Raw genomic sequence first — 16,958 nt, 5'->3', positions numbered from 1 at the left:
TTTTAGAGCGTCAGCCCTCGTAGGCCGCGAGCCGGCGCTGTTCCTCCGGCGTGAACAGGCGGTTGCGCAGGTCGCTCATCGCGGCGGCGTGCTGGTCGTCGCCGCCAGGCGCGGACAGCAGCGTCGACCGCTGCGCCAGGTAGGCCGCGATGCGCGCCTTCCACGCGGCCTCGTCGCGATCGACGTCGGCGAGCCGGTTCGCGGCCTCGGGCGACGTGGCCGCGGCGCGCATGCGGTAGACGTCGTCCTCGCTGCCGCCCTGCGCGCGGATCCGCTGCGCGGCCTCCTCGAGATGCACGACCGCCAGCGGCGCCTCGCGCGCGGCGCGCACGTCGGCGGGCAGGCGGGCGTCGAGCGCGGCGAGGCGCTCGCGGCGTTGCGCGTCGGTGAGCGACGGATCCTGCTCGATGGCCATGCGCGCGAGCGCGGCCGAGGCCTCGGCGTCCTGCGGTCCGAACAGCGCCTGCGATTCGGCCTCGCTGAAGTAGCCGGCACGCAGCGCCAGCATCATGCGCAGCCCGTCGCGCAGCGTGTCGACGCTGCGGCCGGCCGGCGCGGGCGGTCGCTGCGACTTCAGCGCGGTCTTGAACCGCACGTAGCGCGCGAACAGGTCCTTGGCCTGGCGCGCGGCGTGCGGCGCGAGGCGGCCGTCGAGGTCGTGCTCGACCTGCGCGCGGATCGCGTCGATCGGGCGTTCGCCGACGGTGGTCAGCCAGTAGTCGAACAGGCGGATCAGCGCGGGGTCGAGCACGAGCGCGTCGTCGGCCGTGGCCGTGGCCGCGCCGTCCGGCGTGGTGCCGGCCAGCGAGGACACGACGGCCGGCGGCGCCTCGGCCGCCGGCGCCGGGGCCGCCGCGCGCGGCGCCGCGACCGGCAGCCCCTGCAGGCCGACCGCGACCAGCGCCGCCGCCGCGACCACGCCCGCCACCCACGTCATGGGCAAGCGGCGCGGGCGCATCTCAGAGCCCCGCGTTCTTCAGGCGGTTGGCCTGGTTGCGGAACAGGCTCTTCGGGTCGACCTCGAACCAGTTGACGATGCCCGCGGTCTGGTTGACCTCGTCGAGATGGTTCATGCCGTAGTCGTCGCGGATCACCGTGCCGAGATGGCTGCTGCACGAGCCGACGAGGCCGTCGTTCTTCGCGCCGCTGTAGACCAGCGAAGTGAGCGCGAGCGCCGGGTCGAGCGGGTCGAGCGCGTTGGTGTACGGCTGCGCGCCGCTCCACGACCAGTAGTGCACGCCGTTCGAGGCCACCGCCGGCCCCTGGCCGCACGACGACGTCGGCAGCCCTTCCGGATGCGCCGCGTTGAACCTGGCCATGCCCGCGCTCGAGAGCGAGTTGAGCGCGGCCGACGAGTTCTGCGACGCGTTGTTGCCGGAGATCAGGCCGATCAGCGACGCGAAGCCGTTGACGACGGTGGCGACGACCGTGCGCGACAGCGACCCCGCCGGCAGCGTACCGTTGAGCGCATCGGCCAGCGCCGCGCCCTGGTTCGGGCCGGCGACGCTGGTCACCGAGGCGACGAGGTTCGGCGCGACGGACGCGACGTAGCGCACGGTCGGTCCGCCGTGGCTGTGGCCGATCAGGTTGACCTTGGACGCGCCCGTCACGGCCAGCACCTGCTTGACGTAGGTGAGCAACTGCTCGCCGCGCACCTCGGTCGAGTTGGCGGCGGCGACCTGCGCGACGTAGACCTGGGCGCCGTTGGCGCGCAGATCCTCGGGGATGCCGTAGAAGTATTCCAGCGGCCCGATGTTGTCGAAGCCGAACAGGCCGTGCACGAGGATGATGGGGTACCTGGTCTGCGCGTAGCCGGTCGCCCAGCTCGGGAGCGCGCAGAGCGCGAGCATGGCCACGGCGAGCCACTTGAGAAGCGTCTTCTTCATTGCTTGTGTCTCCAACAATGTTTGAGTGGCGGACGCCTTTGCGAGACGTCCGTTCAGGTGGCTCTCGAGCGAGCAGGCGCACGCTTCCAAGCCGAACCCTCCAGGTTCGATCTGTGTCGAAACAATCTCAACTGAGGTGCTGGATGCCGGGCCCGGACAGCGGTGGTTCGGGCGAAGGGCGTCGTGGCATGGGTAGCACTGCGGATAGGCAGCGGGCGCAGACGAGTCGAACATCGCGTTCGAACCCCGCAACCTCAGTGAGTCGATGCTACTGAGTGCTGCGGCGCACCGTCTGTCACCGATTTGCACTTCGAAAAGGGAAGACCCTATGGCACGCCTCACGGCCGCTCAACGGCAGACGATGCTCGACAGCCCGTGGTTCGGCAAGCTGCCGGCGAGCCCGCGCGACGAGGCCCTCGAGGTCGCGACGCTGCGCCATCTCAACGAAGGCGAGGTCGTGTACGCCAAGGACAGGCCCGCCGACGCGTGGTACGGCATCCTCGCCGGCGCGATCCGCCTGGGCGCCAGCGGGCCCGATGGCCGCCAGGGCCTGCTCACCTTCCTGCAGCCCGGCACCTGGTTCGGCGACACCTCGCTGTTCGACCGCCTGCCGCGCCCGCACGACGCGATCGCGCACTGCGCGACGACGCTGCTGGCGATCTCGGCCGTGCAGTTCGAGGGCCTGCTCGATCGATACCCCATGCTGTATCGGAACTTCGTTGAGCTGTACTGCCAGCGCGCGCGCCTGATGTTCATGGCGCTGGAGGCCTGGACGGCGTTCTCGCTCGACGAGCGCCTCGCGATGCACCTGGTGCACCTGGCCAACGGCCACGGCCTGCGCGACGGCGCCGACGTCGCGATCAACCTGCACCTGCCGCAGGAACTCCTCGCGCAGTTGCTGGGCGTGACGCGCCAGCGCATCAGCCAGATCCTGCACGAGTGGGAGCGCCTCGGGCGCGTGCACGTGCGCTACGGGCGCGTGGTGCTCGATGGCGTGTGGTTCGCGAGCAATCCGACGGGGCCGCAACTGCTGTCGGCGCCCATGGCCAGCCTGCCGCTGGCCCATTGATCGCTCAAAACGCCCGCAGCGGCTCCAGCGTCATGTGCTCCAGCTGCTCGCGCAACTGCGTCGTCTGCTGATCCCAGTAGGCCGGCGTGCCGAACCACGGGAACGCCGCGGGGAAGGCCGGATCGTCCCAGCGGTCGGCGATCCAGGCGCTGTGATGGATCATGCGCAGCGCGCGCAGCGGCTCGATCAGCGCGAGCTCGGCCGTGTTGAAGTCCATGAACGCGCGATAACCGTTCAATACGTGGGACAGCTGGCCCTGCATCGCGTCGCGGTCGCCCGACAGCAGCATCCACAGGTCCTGCACCGCCGGGCCCATGCAGGCGTCGTCGAGGTCGACGAACAGCGGGCCGGCGAAATCGCCTTCCTCGCGCCACAGGATGTTGCCGGGATGGCAGTCGCCGTGCAGGCGGATGCTGCGCCTGCCGACGACGCCGTCGAAGGCCCGGCGCGCCGCATCGACGGCCTGGCGCGCGACCGCCAGCCAGGTGGCCGATTGCGCGCGCGTCAGCAGGTCGCTGCGTTCGACGCGGTCGATCGCCTGCGTGCCGTAGGTGTCGCAATCGAGCGTGCGACGATGCTCGAACGGGCGCCGCGCGCCGACAGTGTGCATGCGTCCCAGCAACCGCCCGAGCCAGGCGAGCGTGTGCGGGTTTTCGAGCTCGGGCGCGCGGCCCGCGCGCCGCGGCGCGACGCCGAAGCGATAGACGGGCGAGGGCGTGCGGTCGTCGTCGTCCGGATCGACCTCGGGCTGCCAGTGGCCCAGCGTCGGCGGATCGCCCACCAGCGCGAGCGACGCGTTGGCGTGCGGCGAGGCCAGCACCAGCGGCGCGGCGATCGGCAGGTCGTCTGCATCGAGTTCGCGTGCGAACTGGTGCTCCTCGAGGATCTGCGCGTCGTTCCAGCGCCGCGGCCGGTAGAACTTCGCCACGACGGCGTCGCCGCCTTCGAGCGCGGCCTGCACCACGCGGTTCTCGTAGGAGTTGAGCTGGATCAGGCCGCCGGTGATCGGGAAGCCCGCGGCAGCCAGCGCGTCGAGCATCTGGTGCGGCGTCAGGCGGGCGTAGGGGGCGCGGTCGGCGAAAGCTGTCATGGGGCCATGGTACGTGGCCCGGGGCGGGAACTACCGGCTTGGCGGCGCGTCCGCGCGCCCGATCGACAGCAGCGTGTCGACGTGGAGGGCGCCCTGCTTGAACTGATAGTCGAGTTCGCCGAGCTGCTGCTCGACCATGCCGGCCATGATGGACGCGAAGTTCTCGGGCGGCAGGCGCAGGTGGGCCTCGGCGTCGACGCCGGTGCGCTCGATGGTGGCGCCGGCGTTGCGCACGATCTTGAGCATCGCCGCGTTCTCGGACAGCGCGTGGATCACGATGGTGTCGACGCCGCGGTTGCGCGCGCGCAGCACCGCGTGGTCGAACAGGCGCGCGCCGTAGCCGCGCCCGCGGCCGCGCACGGCCACCGAGACGCCGAACTCGGCGGCGCTCGCGCGCTCCGGCTCGGAGTCGACCGACGGCTCGTAGGCCAGGTGGGCCAGCGCGATCAGGTCGAGACGGCGGTTGAACACGCCGAAGATCTCGTCGCGCTCGAACTCGATGCGCTCGACGTAGCGCCGGATCTGGTCGTCGGCCGCGGCGTAGCCGAAGCGCAGGTAGCGGTCGTTCGAATCCAGCGCCAGCAGGTGCGCCAGGATGCGCGGGCGGTGGCGGGCGGACAGCGAGCGGATCGGCACCCAGCCGAAGGCGCGCTCACGCTGCGCCGGCGCGGCGTCGGCGGACGGGTTGTCTTGCGGAATCTCGGACGAGGTGTCGCCCATGACGAATTTCCCAGTGTTTACCCGAAAAGACTGTACTCGCAATGCGCTCGACGCGTCGGCGGTATTGCTGCGCTGCAGCAGCTCAATTCCCTGGCTTGACGGTGCGGTGCACCGGGCGTCGAAGCCTGGACGGACGCGCGAAACACGCCCGGCGACCGGTTCCAGAGAGGCCAGTCTAGTCCTGTCCGCCCGGCCGTGCCGAGGCGTTTCGCGCCGTTCCCACGCCGGATTAGGCAAAACCAGGAGACTGTGCGATACTCATGGGCTTCCCGTTTTGCGGCGGGGTGGATGCACCCGAACCCAGCGCGCCTGGGCATGGGCCAAGAAGATGTCGTATCCGTTCCGGTTCGAGAGGTTGCCAGTCATGAGCAGCGCCGAGGACCACCCGAACAGATCCGGAGCGTTCGGACAGCCGCGTTTCCTCTCTACAGAGAACACTCATGAAAACCTTCAGCGCCAAGCCGGCCGAAGTGGTGCACGAGTGGTTTGTGATCGACGCCACCGACAAGGTGCTCGGACGTGTTGCCAGTGAAGTGGCACTCCGACTGCGCGGCAAGCACAAGCCCATCTACACGCCCCACGTCGACACCGGTGATTTCATCGTCATCGTCAACGCCGACAAGATCCGCGTCACCGGCAACAAGGCCGAAGACAAGGTCTACTACCGTCATTCGGGCTATCCGGGCGGCATCTACGCGACCAAGTTCAAGGACATGCAGGCCAAGCACCCCGGCCGCGCCATCGAGAAGGCCGTCAAGGGCATGCTTCCGAAGGGTCCGCTGGGCTACGCGATGATCAAGAAGCTGAAGGTCTATGCCGGTGATACCCACCCGCACGCCGCTCAGCAGCCCAAAGCGCTGGAAATCTAAGGAGCCGCGATGATCGGTAATTGGAACTACGGCACGGGCCGCCGCAAGTCGTCCGTCGCTCGCGTCTTCATGAAGAAGGGCGAAGGCAAGATCACCATCAACGGCAAGACCGTCGATGAGTATTTCGGCCGTCAAACCTCGATCATGATCGTCAAGCAACCGCTGATGCTGACGAACAACGAGCTGACCTTCGACGTCAAGGTGAACGTGCACGGTGGCGGCGAGTCCGGCCAGGCCGGCGCCGTCCGCCACGGCATCACCCGCGCGCTGATCGACTACGATACCGCGCTGAAGCCTGACCTGAGCCGCGCTGGCTTCGTCACGCGTGATGCGCGTGAAGTCGAGCGTAAGAAGGTCGGTCTGCACGGCGCTCGCCGTCGCAAGCAGTTCAGCAAGCGCTAAACTGCGCTACCCGGAACGCGCTGGCGCGTTCCAGGTCTTGCCTCCACAAGGGCCGCTCACCAGCGGCCCTTCGTGTTTTCGGCTCGCACTTGCAACCCCTTACCCCGGGTAAGTTTCATGCGCTGGAAGCTGCTTCGACGTCGTCTGGCCACGCCCCGTGTGACGGTGCGGCGCCACCTGCCCTGGCCGATCCGTTGGCTCAGCGGCGCGCTGGTGCTCGGCTTCTCCGCGGCCATCGCGCTGTGGGCGTTCGAGACGGGCAAGGATCTCGCGGGCCTCGACCGCAGCGCCAAGGCCGAGCTCGCGCGCCTGCGCGACGAGCAGGCCGGCCTGAAGGAGGAGCGCGACAAGGCCCAGGCGCTGGCCAACACCGCCGACAGCCTGCTCAAGACCGAGAAGGCGGCGGAAGACCGGCTGGCTGCCCAGCTGCGCCAGAGCGAGGCCGACAAGCTCGCGCTGAAGGCCGATCTCGGCTTCTTCCAGCAACTGATCCCGCAAGGCGGCGGCACGCCCGAAGGCCTGGCGGTGCGCGGCTTCCAGGTGGAAGTGGCCGCACCTGGACACGTCCGTTACCAGCTGCTGGTGGTGCAGGGCGGACGCAACGCCGTACAGTTCAATGGCCGCTACGAGCTCACGCTCAGCGGCACGCTCAACGGACAGCCCTGGACGTCGCCCCCCGCGGCGTCGAACCCGGCGCTGCAGGTCAAGCAATACGCGCGTGTGGAGGGGATGCTGGATTGCCCGCCGCAGGCCGTGGTAAAAAGCGCGCAGGTCAAGGTCACCGACGCGGGTGGCGCGGTGCGCGCCCTGCAGACACTCAAGCTGTAGCCGCCGAGCGGGACACTTCGAACCAACAAAAACGATCGTTTGGGCCGCGGCGGTGTGGGTGCCGCGGAAGCATCAGGATTCGTCCGAGGAGTTCCGACCATGTTCTTCAATCGCAAGAAGCAGCCCGCCATCCGCAGCCTGATCGGCGAGGGCACGCAGGTCCACGGCGAGCTGCGTTTCGACGCCGGCCTGCGCATCGACGGAGAGGTGCTGGGCGATGTCGTCGCCACCGAGCCGACCAGCCTGCTGGTCATCAGCGAGAACGCCCGCGTGCAGGGCAAGGTGATGGCCGGCCACGTGATCATCAACGGCCAGGTGCAGGGGCCGGTCGTCGCGACCGCCCTGCTCGAGCTTCAGCCCAAGGCCCGCATCGTTGGCGACGTGCACTACGAAGCCCTTGAAATGCACCAGGGTGCCACCATTGATGGGGTGATGAAGCACGTGTCGGGCGGCGAGGCCGAGGTCGAGCGCCCGCTGTTGAAGCTGGCTGCGGCCAACGAAGGCTGATTTCGTGGCGATTTGCGCCATGTGAGCGCTGCAAATATCCACAGGCGCCGCCATTGCCCGCCTTTTGTGGCCCAATAGAGCCAGTACCGAAATTGCAAGGATTCCCATGAGCGCCGTCGCCGAACTCTCTCCCGCCGCCACCGAGATGCCGGGCCCGCTGGTCTTCACCGACAGCGCCGCCGCCAAGGTCAAGGAACTGGTCGACGAGGAAGGCAACCCGGAGCTGAAGCTGCGTGTGTTCGTGCAGGGCGGCGGTTGCTCCGGCTTCCAGTACGGCTTCACGTTCGACGAGGCCGTGGCCGAGGACGACACGCAGATGAGCAAGAACGGCGTCACGCTGCTCATCGATGCCATGAGCCTGCAGTACCTGATGGGTGCCGAGATCGACTACAAGGAAGACCTGCAGGGCGCCCAGTTCGTCATCAAGAACCCGAACGCGACCAGCACCTGCGGTTGCGGCTCGAGCTTCTCGGCCTGATCGAGCGCTTTTCCGATGCCGACGGCGCCTGAGGGCGCCGTTTTCGTTGGTGGATTTCGCGGCGATTTCCGGCTGTTTCGCGCCTGGGTGAATTCGCCGCTCGCGCCGAAACTGGTCTCCAGATTTTCTGGAGAACCAAGGTGAACGTCCCATCAACCAACCCGGATCCCGGCGCGCCGACGCCTGCCGAGATCGGTGAGCTGTCAGCGGCCGCGGTCGCCGCATCGCGCAACGACCCGAATGCGAATCCGCGGCAGCTGATCAACGCCGGCCTCATCAGCCAACGCAAGGCTCGCATTGCCTACGAGAACGGATATACCGTTCCCGCGGCGGCCCAGACGCTTCTGGCCAACGCACTACGGCGCGACTACAACCATCGCCGAACCCTGTCCCGAAACCTCGTCAACGCGACGCAGGAAGGCCGGCCTGCCTCGAGCTGTGCCCATCACATCGTCGCCCTGAGGGACAGCGAAGCGGCACGTTCGCGGGTGCTGCTGTTTCGTTGGGGAATCGGCATCAACGACGCCGACAATGGCGTGTTCCTGCCAGCCAGATCAGTTGGCCTTCCCGGCTCGCCGAATGCAGCGCATCACACGCCCAACCACGCGCCTGAATATCACTACGAGGTCTTCCTCAGGCTTCGACGAGGAACCGACAGCGGCGGCGGCCGTCGGGAACTGAAGGACATGAAGAGCGATCTGCTCACCGGCCGGATGTCACTCTGAAGGATTCAAGATGAATGTCTGGGAACTGCGCTGCGCCAACATCAACGACTATGCGATGGTCGTTCCTTCGGAGCTCGACCTGCTGGACGGGCTCTTCGAGATCGATGGCCGGCCGCTCGATTGGAAATCCATTCCGATCGTCGACTATGCCGACAGCCGCTCCCGCGGCAAGCACAAGCGGCCGGTGGCCGATGTCGCGACGATCGGGCCGGGGGCGTTTGTCTTGAGCCGCCGCGCCTTCGACGTGCTGGGCGCGTTCCTGGGGCAATTTGGCCAGTTGCTGGAGGTGCAGACGGCCGGCGGGGGGGAGTTCCGACATCTGTACAACGTCACGAACCTCGTGAAATGCGTCGACGCCGAGCGCTCCGCAAAATCCGCCAGCGGTGCCGTGAGTTCCGAAGTCTTCTACGACCTCAACGTTCCTCGCGGCCCCGCCGTCTTCAAGGACCCGCTCACTGCTGCGGTGCGCCTCTACACGAACGATCCGGGGCGCGAGCTCATCGAGCGCTTGTCCGCCGACAACGGGTTGACCGGCATCGAATGCGGCGTTCCCCGGGGCTACTGAGCGCGACTCAATGCGGGTAGAGCGCGCCCAACATGCGCAATCCGGCGGCGCCCGTGACGCCCGGATGATTGCCCGGCCGGCGCTCGCAGAACTGGCGCGCCAGCCAGGCGAACGCGGCGGCTTCGACCTGCGTGGCCGGCAGGCCGGTGGTGTCGGTCGGCGCGACCGTGAGGCCCGGCCAGAGCGCCGCGAGGCGTGCCATCAACGCGCCGTTGCGCGCGCCCCCGCCGCATACGAGCAACTCACGCGTGGCGGATGCGCTGGCGCGCAACGCGTCGATCGCCGTGCGCGCCGTCAGCTCCAGCAGCGTCGCCTGCACGTCCGCGGGCGCGCGCGTCCCGCCCGCGCGGGCGAGGGCCTGCGCAAGCCAGGCCGGGTTGAACAGGTCGCGGCCGGTGCTCTTGGGCGGAGCCTTGCGGAAGTAAGCGTCCGCCATCAGCTCGACCAGCAGCATGCCGTCGACCCGGCCGGAGGCGGCCCAGCGGCCGTCGTCGTCGTAGGGCGCGTCGGTGTGGAGCCTGCACCAGTGGTCCATCAACGCGTTGCCCGGACCGGTGTCGAAGCCTGCCAGGCCGGCCGAGGGATCATCGGTGGACGGCAGCAGCGTCAGGTTGGCGATGCCGCCGATGTTGAGGATCGCGCGCGGAGTCGCGCTGCCGAAGACGTCGCGGTGGAACGCCGGCACCAGCGGGGCACCCTGGCCGCCGGCGGCGATGTCGCGGCTGCGGAAGTCGCAGACGACGTCGATGCCGCAGGCCTCGGCCAGCAGCGCGCCGTTGTTCAGCTGTAGCGTGAAGCCGGTGCCGTCGAACTCGCCCGGGCGGTGGCGCACGGTCTGGCCGTGCGAGCCGACGGCGCGGACGACGTCGGCGTCGATGTCGGCCTGGTTGAGCAGGTGAGCCACCACTTCGGCCTGCAGTCTGGCCAGCGCGTTGGCGGCCAGCGCGGCGCGTTGCAGTTCGTCGGCGCCGGAACTGTTCAGGGCCAGCAGCTCGGCGCCGAGCGCGGGCGGCATGGCGACGTGGGCGTCGGTGAGCACGTGCAGGCCAGAGCGCGCGTCGGCGCCGAAATCGACCAGCACGCCATCGACGCCGTCCATCGACGTGCCGCTCATCAAGCCAATGTAGAGGGTCATGAAATGAAAACGCGCCGGGTTCGTCGGGCGAATGCGGCGCGTCGGTGTCGGGTGACGATGCGTTCAGTCTACGCGGGCAGGGTGCACGCCGAGCGACTCCGCGACCGCGAGCTCCGACTTCAGCTCGCCGGCCAGCGCCGTGAAGCGCGGGCGCGAACTGTTGTCGAGCGCGAGCGTCTCGGCAGACTTCGCGATGGTCAGCGGATCCTTGACGACGCCCGCGACGCGGAATTCGAAGTGCAGGTGCGGCCCGGTGGCCCAGCCGGTCATGCCGACGTCGCCGATGTGGTCGCCCTGGCTGACATGCTGACCTCGCGCGACGTCGATCCGGCTCAGGTGGGCATAGACCGTCATGCGGTTGTCCGAGTGCTGGATCTGGATCACATTGCCGTAGCCGTTCTGCTGGCCGGCGAACGCCACCACGCCGTCGCCGACGACGTGCACCGGCGTGCCGATCGGCGCGCCGTAGTCGACGCCCTCGTGGCGTTTCCATTCCTTGAGGATCGGATGGAAGCGCATCGAGAAACCGGACGTGATGCGCGAGAAGGCCAGCGGGCTGGCGAGGAAGGCGCTGTGCTTGCTGCGGCCGTTGAGGTCGAAGTACGCGCCCTTGCCCGACGCGTCCGCGAACCACACCGACGAATACGCCTTGCCGCCGTTGATGAACTCGGCGGCCAGCACGCGGCCGGCGCCCTGGTTCCACGGCACCGGCTCGCCGTCGGCCGTCAGCGCCTCGTAGACGACGCTGAAGGTGTCGCCCTTGCGCAGCTCGCGGTGGAAGTCGATGTCGGTCGAGAACATGTCGGCCATCTGCGTGGCGACCGGGTCGGGCACGTTGGCGTCGTCGGTGGCGGCGAACAGCGAGGTGCGCACGCTGCCCGAGGCCAGGCGCGTCGTGGTGCCGAACGGCACCGTCTCGACCTTGCTGGTGAAGCCGTGCTCGCCGCGCGCGATCGTCAGGCGCGAGAAATGGGTGGCGAACTGGTCGTCGCGCTCCGCCGGATAGCGGGCGACGAGCTGAGTCAGCTTGCCGTTGTCGTCGGTGGTGGCCGAAACCATCTTGCCGACGCGGCCCTGCCAGAGCTTGCGCGACGTGGCGTCGCTCTGCAGGAAGGCGTTGAGCTGGTCGTCGGCGATGCCCAGGCGCCTGGTGAGCGCGTCGGCGGTGTCGTTGGCGCGCGTGGTCTCGCTGTGGGCGAGCACGAGGTGCTGTGCCGCGAGCGAGTCGAGCTGGGCGTCGAGGTTCTCGGGCGTGAAGCTCTCGGTGACCAGGCGCTTGGGCAGGGCGGACGCGTCCGGCGCCATCGGCGCGAGGCCGAAGGCCGTGCCGGCGATGACCGCGAGGACGGCGGCAGTGCCGGCGGCGAGGCGACGGGGGTGGTCGTGCGTCCAGCGCGTGACGCGACCGAACAGGGACTGCACGGCGGTCTCGACCGCCTTCTCGGCATGATTCAGGGAATCCAAACGACTGCTTCCGGCCAGGGAACGTGGGTTCGGCGCTTGCCAGAATCCCATTCCGGTTTGATAAATTCGCAGCCCGGCAGGTCGTGCCTGCGCGGGCGCGCATAGAATCGGGCGACTTTTTCGAGGAAGTTGTCGACAAAAGACGACACGAAGTTCGAAATCGCCAGCTTTCGCTCGCCGGGTCGGCTGCCATGTGGTAATGGCAGACCGTCCTGCGCGAGCGACTATAGCAGTGGGTTGTAAAGTTGATCCCCCAAAAGAGGGAGCTTTACAGTCTCTTTTACAAGCCTTGCATCTTCCGGTCATGCGGCTAGCGCAGCGCTCCGGACGGGCAAGGTCGCGCCGTCCGCCCCGAATTTCCCAGCCGATGACCTCCACGCCGACCCCCGTCCAACCCTCCGACCGCGTCCTGGAGGCCATGCAGATCAGCCTGCGCGGCTGCGAAGAGCTGCTGCCCGAGTCCGACTGGCTCAAGAAGCTGATGCGCGCCGAGGCCACCGGCCAGCCGCTGCGCATCAAGCTGGGGCTGGATCCGACGGCGCCCGACATCCACATCGGCCATACCGTCGTGCTCAACAAGATGCGCCAGCTGCAGAACCTGGGGCACACGGTGATCTTCCTGATCGGCGACTTCACCTCGCTGATCGGCGACCCGTCCGGCCGCAACAACACGCGCCCGCCGCTGACCCACGAGCAGATCAAGGCCAACGCCGAGACCTACTACAAGCAGGCCAGCCTGGTGCTGGATCCGGGCAAGACCGAGATCCGCTACAACAGCGAGTGGAGCGACCCGCTGGGCGCGCGCGGCATGATCCAGCTCGCCGCCAAGTACACCGTCGCCCGCATGATGGAGCGCGACGACTTCACCAAGCGCTTCGCTGCGCAGACGCCCATCAGCGTGCACGAGTTCCTCTATCCGCTGATGCAGGGCTACGACTCCGTGGCGCTCAAGAGCGACCTCGAACTCGGCGGCACCGACCAGAAGTTCAACCTGCTGGTGGGCCGCCACCTGCAGCAGGAATACGGCCAGGAGCCGCAGTGCATCCTGACGATGCCGCTGCTCGAAGGGCTGGACGGCGTCGAGAAGATGTCCAAGTCCAAGAACAACTACGTGGGCATCACGGAAGCGCCAAACGACATGTACGCCAAGATCCTGTCGATCAGCGACGTGCAGATGTGGAAGTGGTTCACGCTGCTCAGCTTCCGCGGCGAGGCCGAGATCGCGTCGCTGAAGGCCGAGATCGCGGGCGGCCGCAATCCGAAGGACGCCAAGGTGATGCTGGCCAAGGAGATCACCGCGCGCTTCCATTCGGCGGCGGCGGCCGACGCGGCGGAGCAGGACTTCCAGAATCGCTCGAAGGGCGGCATCCCGGACGACATCCCGGAAGTGACGATCGCCGGCGCGCCCGTCGGCATCGCGGCGCTGCTCAAGCAGGCGAGGCTGGTGGAATCGAACGGCGAAGGCAATCGCCTGATCGACGGTGGCGGCGTGCGCATCGACCAGGTCGTGATCAGCGACAAGGGCCTGAAGGTCGAGCCGGGCACCTACGTCGTGCAGGTCGGCAAGCGCAAGTTCGCGCGCGTGACGTTGACGGCCTGAGCGTCAGTTCTTCTGCAGGTACTTCAGCAGCGGCTCGTCGTAGGCCGCGGCGCCGTGATGCGACAGGTTGATCGCCGGATCGATCAGCACCTGGCCGCCGATCGCGCGCCAGCGGTCGCAGAAGGTGAAGTCCTCGCCGACGAACTGGCCGTCGACGATCGTGGTGTCGAACAGCGCGTAGAAGTTCGCGTCGTCCTTGGCGACCGGGTTGGTCAGGCGCAGCGACGCGTGCGCGGCCACCATCTGCTCGAGGCAGTCGCGGCGCAGGCGCATGAAGCCGGTGCCCACGCGTTCGACGGCGATCAGGCGCTGCGCGTCCATGCCGATCGCCGGGCCGAACTTGACCGCGAAGTCGATCTTCGTGCGGCTCTTGCGCTGGTAGACGCCGGCGACGAACGGGGCGGCTATCGTCGCCAGCCGCAGCAGGTCGTCGGGCGACCAGGACAGGTCAGCGTCGATGAAGACGAGATCGCTGCAGTCGCTGGCCAGGAAACGCGCCACCAGCTTGTTGCGCGCGTCGGCGATCAGGCTGTTGCCGATCTCGAAGTCGATCTGCGGCGAGCGCCAGCCGTGCTGCTGCAGCGCCGACATCGTGCGCACCAGCGACGCCGTGTAGTGCGCGTTGACGTTGCCGTCGAGGCAGGGCGTGGCGATGAACAGGGTCGGCGTGGCGGGCATGGCGGACGGTGCGGCAACGGGCGCTTCATCGTACGCGAAGCGTGCGCCGCGCATGGTCACTAAACTCATGCCATGACCGAACTGAATTCCGCCAGCCTCACGCTGGACACGCTGCTGCTGCGCGCCGACCGCCTGCTGGCGCGCCTCGAAAACGTGCTGCCCGAGGCGTCCGCCGATCCCGACTGGTCGGCCTCCATCGCGTTCCGCTACCGCAAGCGCGCCCCGGGCGCGTTCGGCGCGGGCGCGCGCGGCGTGCTGGAGCCGGTGCGCCATGTCGCGCCCATCGCGCTGGACAACCTCAAGGAAGTTGACGCGCAGAAGGAGCGCCTTCGCGCCAACACGGCGCAGTTCGTTGCGGGCCGCTCGGCCAACAACGTGCTGCTGACCGGCGCGCGCGGCACCGGCAAGAGCTCGCTGATCAAGGCCTGCCTGCACGAGTTCGCGCCCCAGGGGCTGCGGCTGATCGAGGTCGACAAGTCCGACCTGGTCGACCTTCCCGACATCGTCGCGCTGACCGAAGGCCGCGCCGAGCGCTTCATCGTCTACTGCGACGACCTCAGCTTCGACGAAGGCGAGGCCGGCTACAAGGCCCTGAAGTCGATGCTGGACGGCACGGTCTCGGCGTCCTCGGACAACGTGCTGGTCTACGCGACGTCCAACCGGCGCCACCTCCTGCCCGAGCAGATGAAGGACAACCTCGCCGCCACGCACGACGAGGACGGCGAGCTGCATCCCGGCGAGGCGATCGAGGAGAAGATCTCGCTGTCGGAGCGCTTCGGCCTGTGGATCAGCTTCTACCCGTTCAGCCAGCCCGAGTACCTGGCCATCGTCGGCCAGTGGCTGCGGCACTTCGGGCTGGACGACGCGGCTGTCGCGTCGCTGCGCGCCGAGGCGCTGGTGTGGGCGCTGGAACGCGGCTCGCGCTCGGGCCGCGTGGCGTATCAGTTCGCGCGCGATCGTGCCGGACGCCTGGGGGACGCGGCATGAGCGCCCAGCCGCCCGAGATCAGCGACGCGGACCGCCGCGCGCACACCGAGATCGTCGATTCGGAGGACGCGCCGTCGCACTACGGCGAACGGCCGATCACCGAGGTCGCGGTCGGCGTGCTGGTCGACGCGCAGCAGCGCTTCCTGCTCACCTCGCGCCCGGCGGGCAAGGTCTACGCCGGCTACTGGGAATTCCCGGGCGGCAAGCTCGAGGCCGGCGAGACCGTGGAGCAGGCCCTGCGGCGCGAACTGCACGAGGAAATCGGCATCACGATAGGCGCCGCGCATGCGTGGCACGTGATCATGATGGACTACCCGCACGCGCGCGTCCGCCTGAACTTCTGCAAGGTGTTCGAGTGGACGGGCGAGTTCGAGATGCGCGAGGGCCAGCGCATGGCGTGGGAGACGCTGCCGGTGCAGAGCGTGCCGGTGCTGCCCGGCACGATTCCCGTGCTCGAATGGTTCGCACAGGAGCGCGCCTTCGCGGGCGCGACGCACTCCGGCTGAAGCGTCCTAGCGGACGCGCGGGTCGACCAGCACGTCGAGCTCGCCGCCCGGGCCGCTGACCACGAGCAGGCCGTGCTGCTGCATCAGCATCACGGCGGCGCCGTCCGAGGCCCGCGTGCCGCCGATCAGGCCGCCCGGCAGGGGCGCGCCCTGCGACGCGTTCGCGGTCGGCAGGACCGGGTTGAGCTGCAGGTCGATCGGCTGCAGCGTGAAGCTGCCGGCGGTCATCGAGCCCTCGACCAGCGTGCCCGCCACCGCGCCGATGGCGGAGAAGCCGGCCGCCGGCACCGCCGGGTCGGCGAAGCCCACTGCGAAGACGTTGCCGGCCGCCGACTGGTCGGCCTGCAGCAGGATCACGCCGCCACCGGAACTCGCCAGCTGGAAGTCGAAGCTGTCGTTGTCGGCGGCGTCGGTGGCCGTGAAGATCGGGCCGCTGTTCGTCAACGCGTAGGCGCGCAGCGATGCCGCCGGGCAGGTCGCGATCGTCTGCGGCGTGGCGTCGGCGCACACCGTCATGGTCGTGCCGGCGATGGCCATCGTGCGCACGGTGCTCGCCGCGGCCGCGCCGGCGGGACGAGTCACGCCCAGCACGGTGAAGGTCTTGCCGTCGTAGTCGGCCGGGTCGCCGACCGGCGTGTTCATGCCGATGAAGGCCTCGGGGCCGTGGCCGAAGTCGGCCTGGCCTGCCAGGATGCTGGCCCCGGCGTTGAACAGCGCGCCCGACGGGAACACGTCGCCGGCGGGGTGCTGCACGAAGGTGTGCTCGGTCTGGGTCGGGGCCGTGGCGAACTTGATCGCGCCGGGCTGCAGGCCGACGACGACGTTGTCGCGCAGGCCGGTCGCGCTGAACAGCTCGTAGTAGCCTTCGCGAGCATCGGCCAGCGTGACGTGGGCCTCGGCGCCCGTCTGGCCGCTGCGGTCGATCGAGCTGGCCGCGAACCCCTGCGCGACGGGGCCGTCGTAGTCGGCGGTCACGGTGGTGGTGACGGTGAAGGTGAGCACGCCCCCGGCGGGAAGCGTGAACGACGTGCTGGTGTTGGCGGCGTCGAACATCGGGCAGGTGGCGTTCTGCGGCGTGCAACTGACACCCTGGGTGGCCAGCGGCGACGTGCCGTCCGCCAGCCGCACGCTGCTGGTGCTGAGCGTCACGCGCGTCACGTCGCTGGACGACGGGTTCGTCACGGTGAACACGAAGATCGCCGGGTTGCCGCGCGAGAGCGGGCCATTGGCGTCGGTGGCCGTTATCGTCAACGGAATCGGCCGGTTGTCGGACGGCGACCCGTCGCAGCCCGCAAGAGCGGCTCCGAGGACGAGGACGGCGACGAGCGCACGGCAGCGCGGTCGCGCGGGCGCGAGCAGAACGAACATGGAACTTCCTCCCGGGGATGGCGCCGGCTGTGCATGCGTGGCATCGCCGGTCTGTGGCGTGCATTCTATTTGGCGGCCCGG

The 16,958-nt window shown here is 68.7% G+C and carries 19 protein-coding genes; 11 read left to right on the top strand and 8 right to left on the bottom strand.

Going from position 1 to position 16,958, the window contains the following annotated elements; genetic code table 11:
• Nucleotides 1-10 precede the first annotated feature (10 nt).
• Nucleotides 11-937 carry a lipase secretion chaperone gene (locus tag LPC04_RS04255; protein ID WP_275681916.1) on the bottom strand — a complete coding sequence of 309 codons (927 nt, stop codon included), beginning with the start codon at nt 935-937 and terminating at the stop codon, nt 11-13.
• Between the two features lie 22 nt (nt 938-959).
• A complete protein-coding gene (locus LPC04_RS04250; protein ID WP_275680939.1) occupies nt 960-1,886 on the bottom strand; it encodes an esterase/lipase family protein in 927 nt (308 codons plus the stop codon).
• Between the two features lie 328 nt (nt 1,887-2,214).
• On the opposite strand from LPC04_RS04250, the gene LPC04_RS04245 reads away from it, so the two are divergent.
• On the top strand, nt 2,215-2,955 hold the full coding sequence (locus LPC04_RS04245; RefSeq protein ID WP_275680938.1) for a Crp/Fnr family transcriptional regulator: 741 nt from the start codon (nt 2,215-2,217) through the stop codon (nt 2,953-2,955).
• A gap of 4 nt (nt 2,956-2,959) precedes the next feature.
• On the opposite strand, the gene LPC04_RS04240 is transcribed toward LPC04_RS04245, so the two are convergent.
• Together LPC04_RS04240 and LPC04_RS04235 are read right to left on the bottom strand one after the other, a co-directional pair.
• Entirely contained in the window at nt 2,960-4,045 is a 1,086-nt protein-coding gene (locus tag LPC04_RS04240; protein ID WP_275680937.1) for a serine/threonine protein kinase, read from the bottom strand.
• Nucleotides 4,046-4,075: 30 nt separating this feature from the next.
• Nucleotides 4,076-4,765 carry a GNAT family N-acetyltransferase gene (locus LPC04_RS04235; protein WP_275680936.1) on the bottom strand — a complete coding sequence of 230 codons (690 nt, stop codon included), beginning with the start codon at nt 4,763-4,765 and terminating at the stop codon, nt 4,076-4,078.
• A 440-nt stretch (nt 4,766-5,205) separates the two neighbouring features.
• On the opposite strand from LPC04_RS04235, the gene rplM reads away from it, so the two are divergent.
• The 7 genes from rplM (at nt 5,206) to LPC04_RS04200 (ending at nt 9,139) form a co-directional block, all read left to right on the top strand.
• Nucleotides 5,206-5,634, top strand: a complete 429-nt coding sequence (gene rplM, locus LPC04_RS04230) for a 50S ribosomal protein L13 (protein WP_275680935.1) — start codon at nt 5,206-5,208, stop codon at nt 5,632-5,634.
• Between the two features lie 9 nt (nt 5,635-5,643).
• Nucleotides 5,644-6,036 (top strand): 30S ribosomal protein S9, encoded by a 393-nt coding sequence (gene rpsI, locus LPC04_RS04225; RefSeq protein WP_275680934.1) that lies wholly within the window; start codon nt 5,644-5,646, stop codon nt 6,034-6,036.
• 117 nt (nt 6,037-6,153) lie between these two features.
• A complete protein-coding gene (locus LPC04_RS04220) occupies nt 6,154-6,864 on the top strand; it encodes a DUF6776 family protein (RefSeq protein WP_275680933.1) in 711 nt (236 codons plus the stop codon).
• A 99-nt stretch (nt 6,865-6,963) separates the two neighbouring features.
• A complete protein-coding gene (locus tag LPC04_RS04215) occupies nt 6,964-7,371 on the top strand; it encodes a bactofilin family protein (RefSeq protein WP_275680932.1) in 408 nt (135 codons plus the stop codon).
• 106 nt (nt 7,372-7,477) lie between these two features.
• Nucleotides 7,478-7,849, top strand: coding sequence for an iron-sulfur cluster insertion protein ErpA (gene erpA, locus LPC04_RS04210; protein WP_275680931.1), 372 nt, complete (start codon nt 7,478-7,480; stop codon nt 7,847-7,849).
• Between the two features lie 140 nt (nt 7,850-7,989).
• Nucleotides 7,990-8,574 (top strand): AHH domain-containing protein, encoded by a 585-nt coding sequence (locus LPC04_RS04205; RefSeq protein WP_275680930.1) that lies wholly within the window; start codon nt 7,990-7,992, stop codon nt 8,572-8,574.
• Nucleotides 8,575-8,584: 10 nt separating this feature from the next.
• Nucleotides 8,585-9,139 carry a hypothetical protein gene (locus tag LPC04_RS04200; protein ID WP_275680929.1) on the top strand — a complete coding sequence of 185 codons (555 nt, stop codon included), beginning with the start codon at nt 8,585-8,587 and terminating at the stop codon, nt 9,137-9,139.
• A 7-nt stretch (nt 9,140-9,146) separates the two neighbouring features.
• Here LPC04_RS04200 and LPC04_RS04195 read toward each other — a convergent pair whose 3' ends face one another.
• Nucleotides 9,147-10,274: an anhydro-N-acetylmuramic acid kinase gene (locus LPC04_RS04195; RefSeq protein ID WP_275680928.1), complete on the bottom strand. Its 1,128-nt coding sequence runs from the start codon at nt 10,272-10,274 to the stop codon at nt 9,147-9,149.
• 63 nt (nt 10,275-10,337) lie between these two features.
• Complete coding sequence (locus tag LPC04_RS04190) at nt 10,338-11,738, bottom strand: M23 family metallopeptidase (protein ID WP_275680927.1); 1,401 nt, start codon at nt 11,736-11,738, stop codon at nt 10,338-10,340.
• A 367-nt stretch (nt 11,739-12,105) separates the two neighbouring features.
• Here LPC04_RS04190 and tyrS point away from each other — a divergent pair, with 367 nt between their 5' ends.
• On the top strand, nt 12,106-13,338 hold the full coding sequence (gene tyrS, locus LPC04_RS04185; RefSeq protein WP_275680926.1) for a tyrosine--tRNA ligase: 1,233 nt from the start codon (nt 12,106-12,108) through the stop codon (nt 13,336-13,338).
• Between the two features lie 3 nt (nt 13,339-13,341).
• Here the strand turns inward: tyrS and LPC04_RS04180 are convergent, their stop codons facing one another.
• Entirely contained in the window at nt 13,342-14,016 is a 675-nt protein-coding gene (locus LPC04_RS04180; RefSeq protein WP_275680925.1) for a hypothetical protein, read from the bottom strand.
• 72 nt (nt 14,017-14,088) lie between these two features.
• On the opposite strand from LPC04_RS04180, the gene LPC04_RS04175 reads away from it, so the two are divergent.
• The gene (locus tag LPC04_RS04175; protein ID WP_275680924.1) at nt 14,089-15,003 is read left to right on the top strand and encodes an ATP-binding protein; all 915 of its coding nucleotides are present in this window, start codon (nt 14,089-14,091) and stop codon (nt 15,001-15,003) included.
• Nucleotides 15,000-15,509 (top strand): NUDIX domain-containing protein, encoded by a 510-nt coding sequence (locus tag LPC04_RS04170; protein ID WP_275680923.1) that lies wholly within the window; start codon nt 15,000-15,002, stop codon nt 15,507-15,509. The genes LPC04_RS04175 and LPC04_RS04170 overlap by 4 nt, the downstream gene beginning before the upstream one ends.
• A gap of 6 nt (nt 15,510-15,515) precedes the next feature.
• Here LPC04_RS04170 and LPC04_RS04165 read toward each other — a convergent pair whose 3' ends face one another.
• Complete coding sequence (locus LPC04_RS04165) at nt 15,516-16,877, bottom strand: hypothetical protein (protein ID WP_275680922.1); 1,362 nt, start codon at nt 16,875-16,877, stop codon at nt 15,516-15,518.
• Nucleotides 16,878-16,958 lie beyond the last annotated feature (81 nt).

This window comes from Scleromatobacter humisilvae (assembly GCF_023231945.1).
GTDB lineage: Bacteria > Pseudomonadota > Gammaproteobacteria > Burkholderiales > Burkholderiaceae_C > Scleromatobacter > Scleromatobacter humisilvae.
This window is presented reverse-complemented; position numbering and strand designations above follow the sequence as displayed.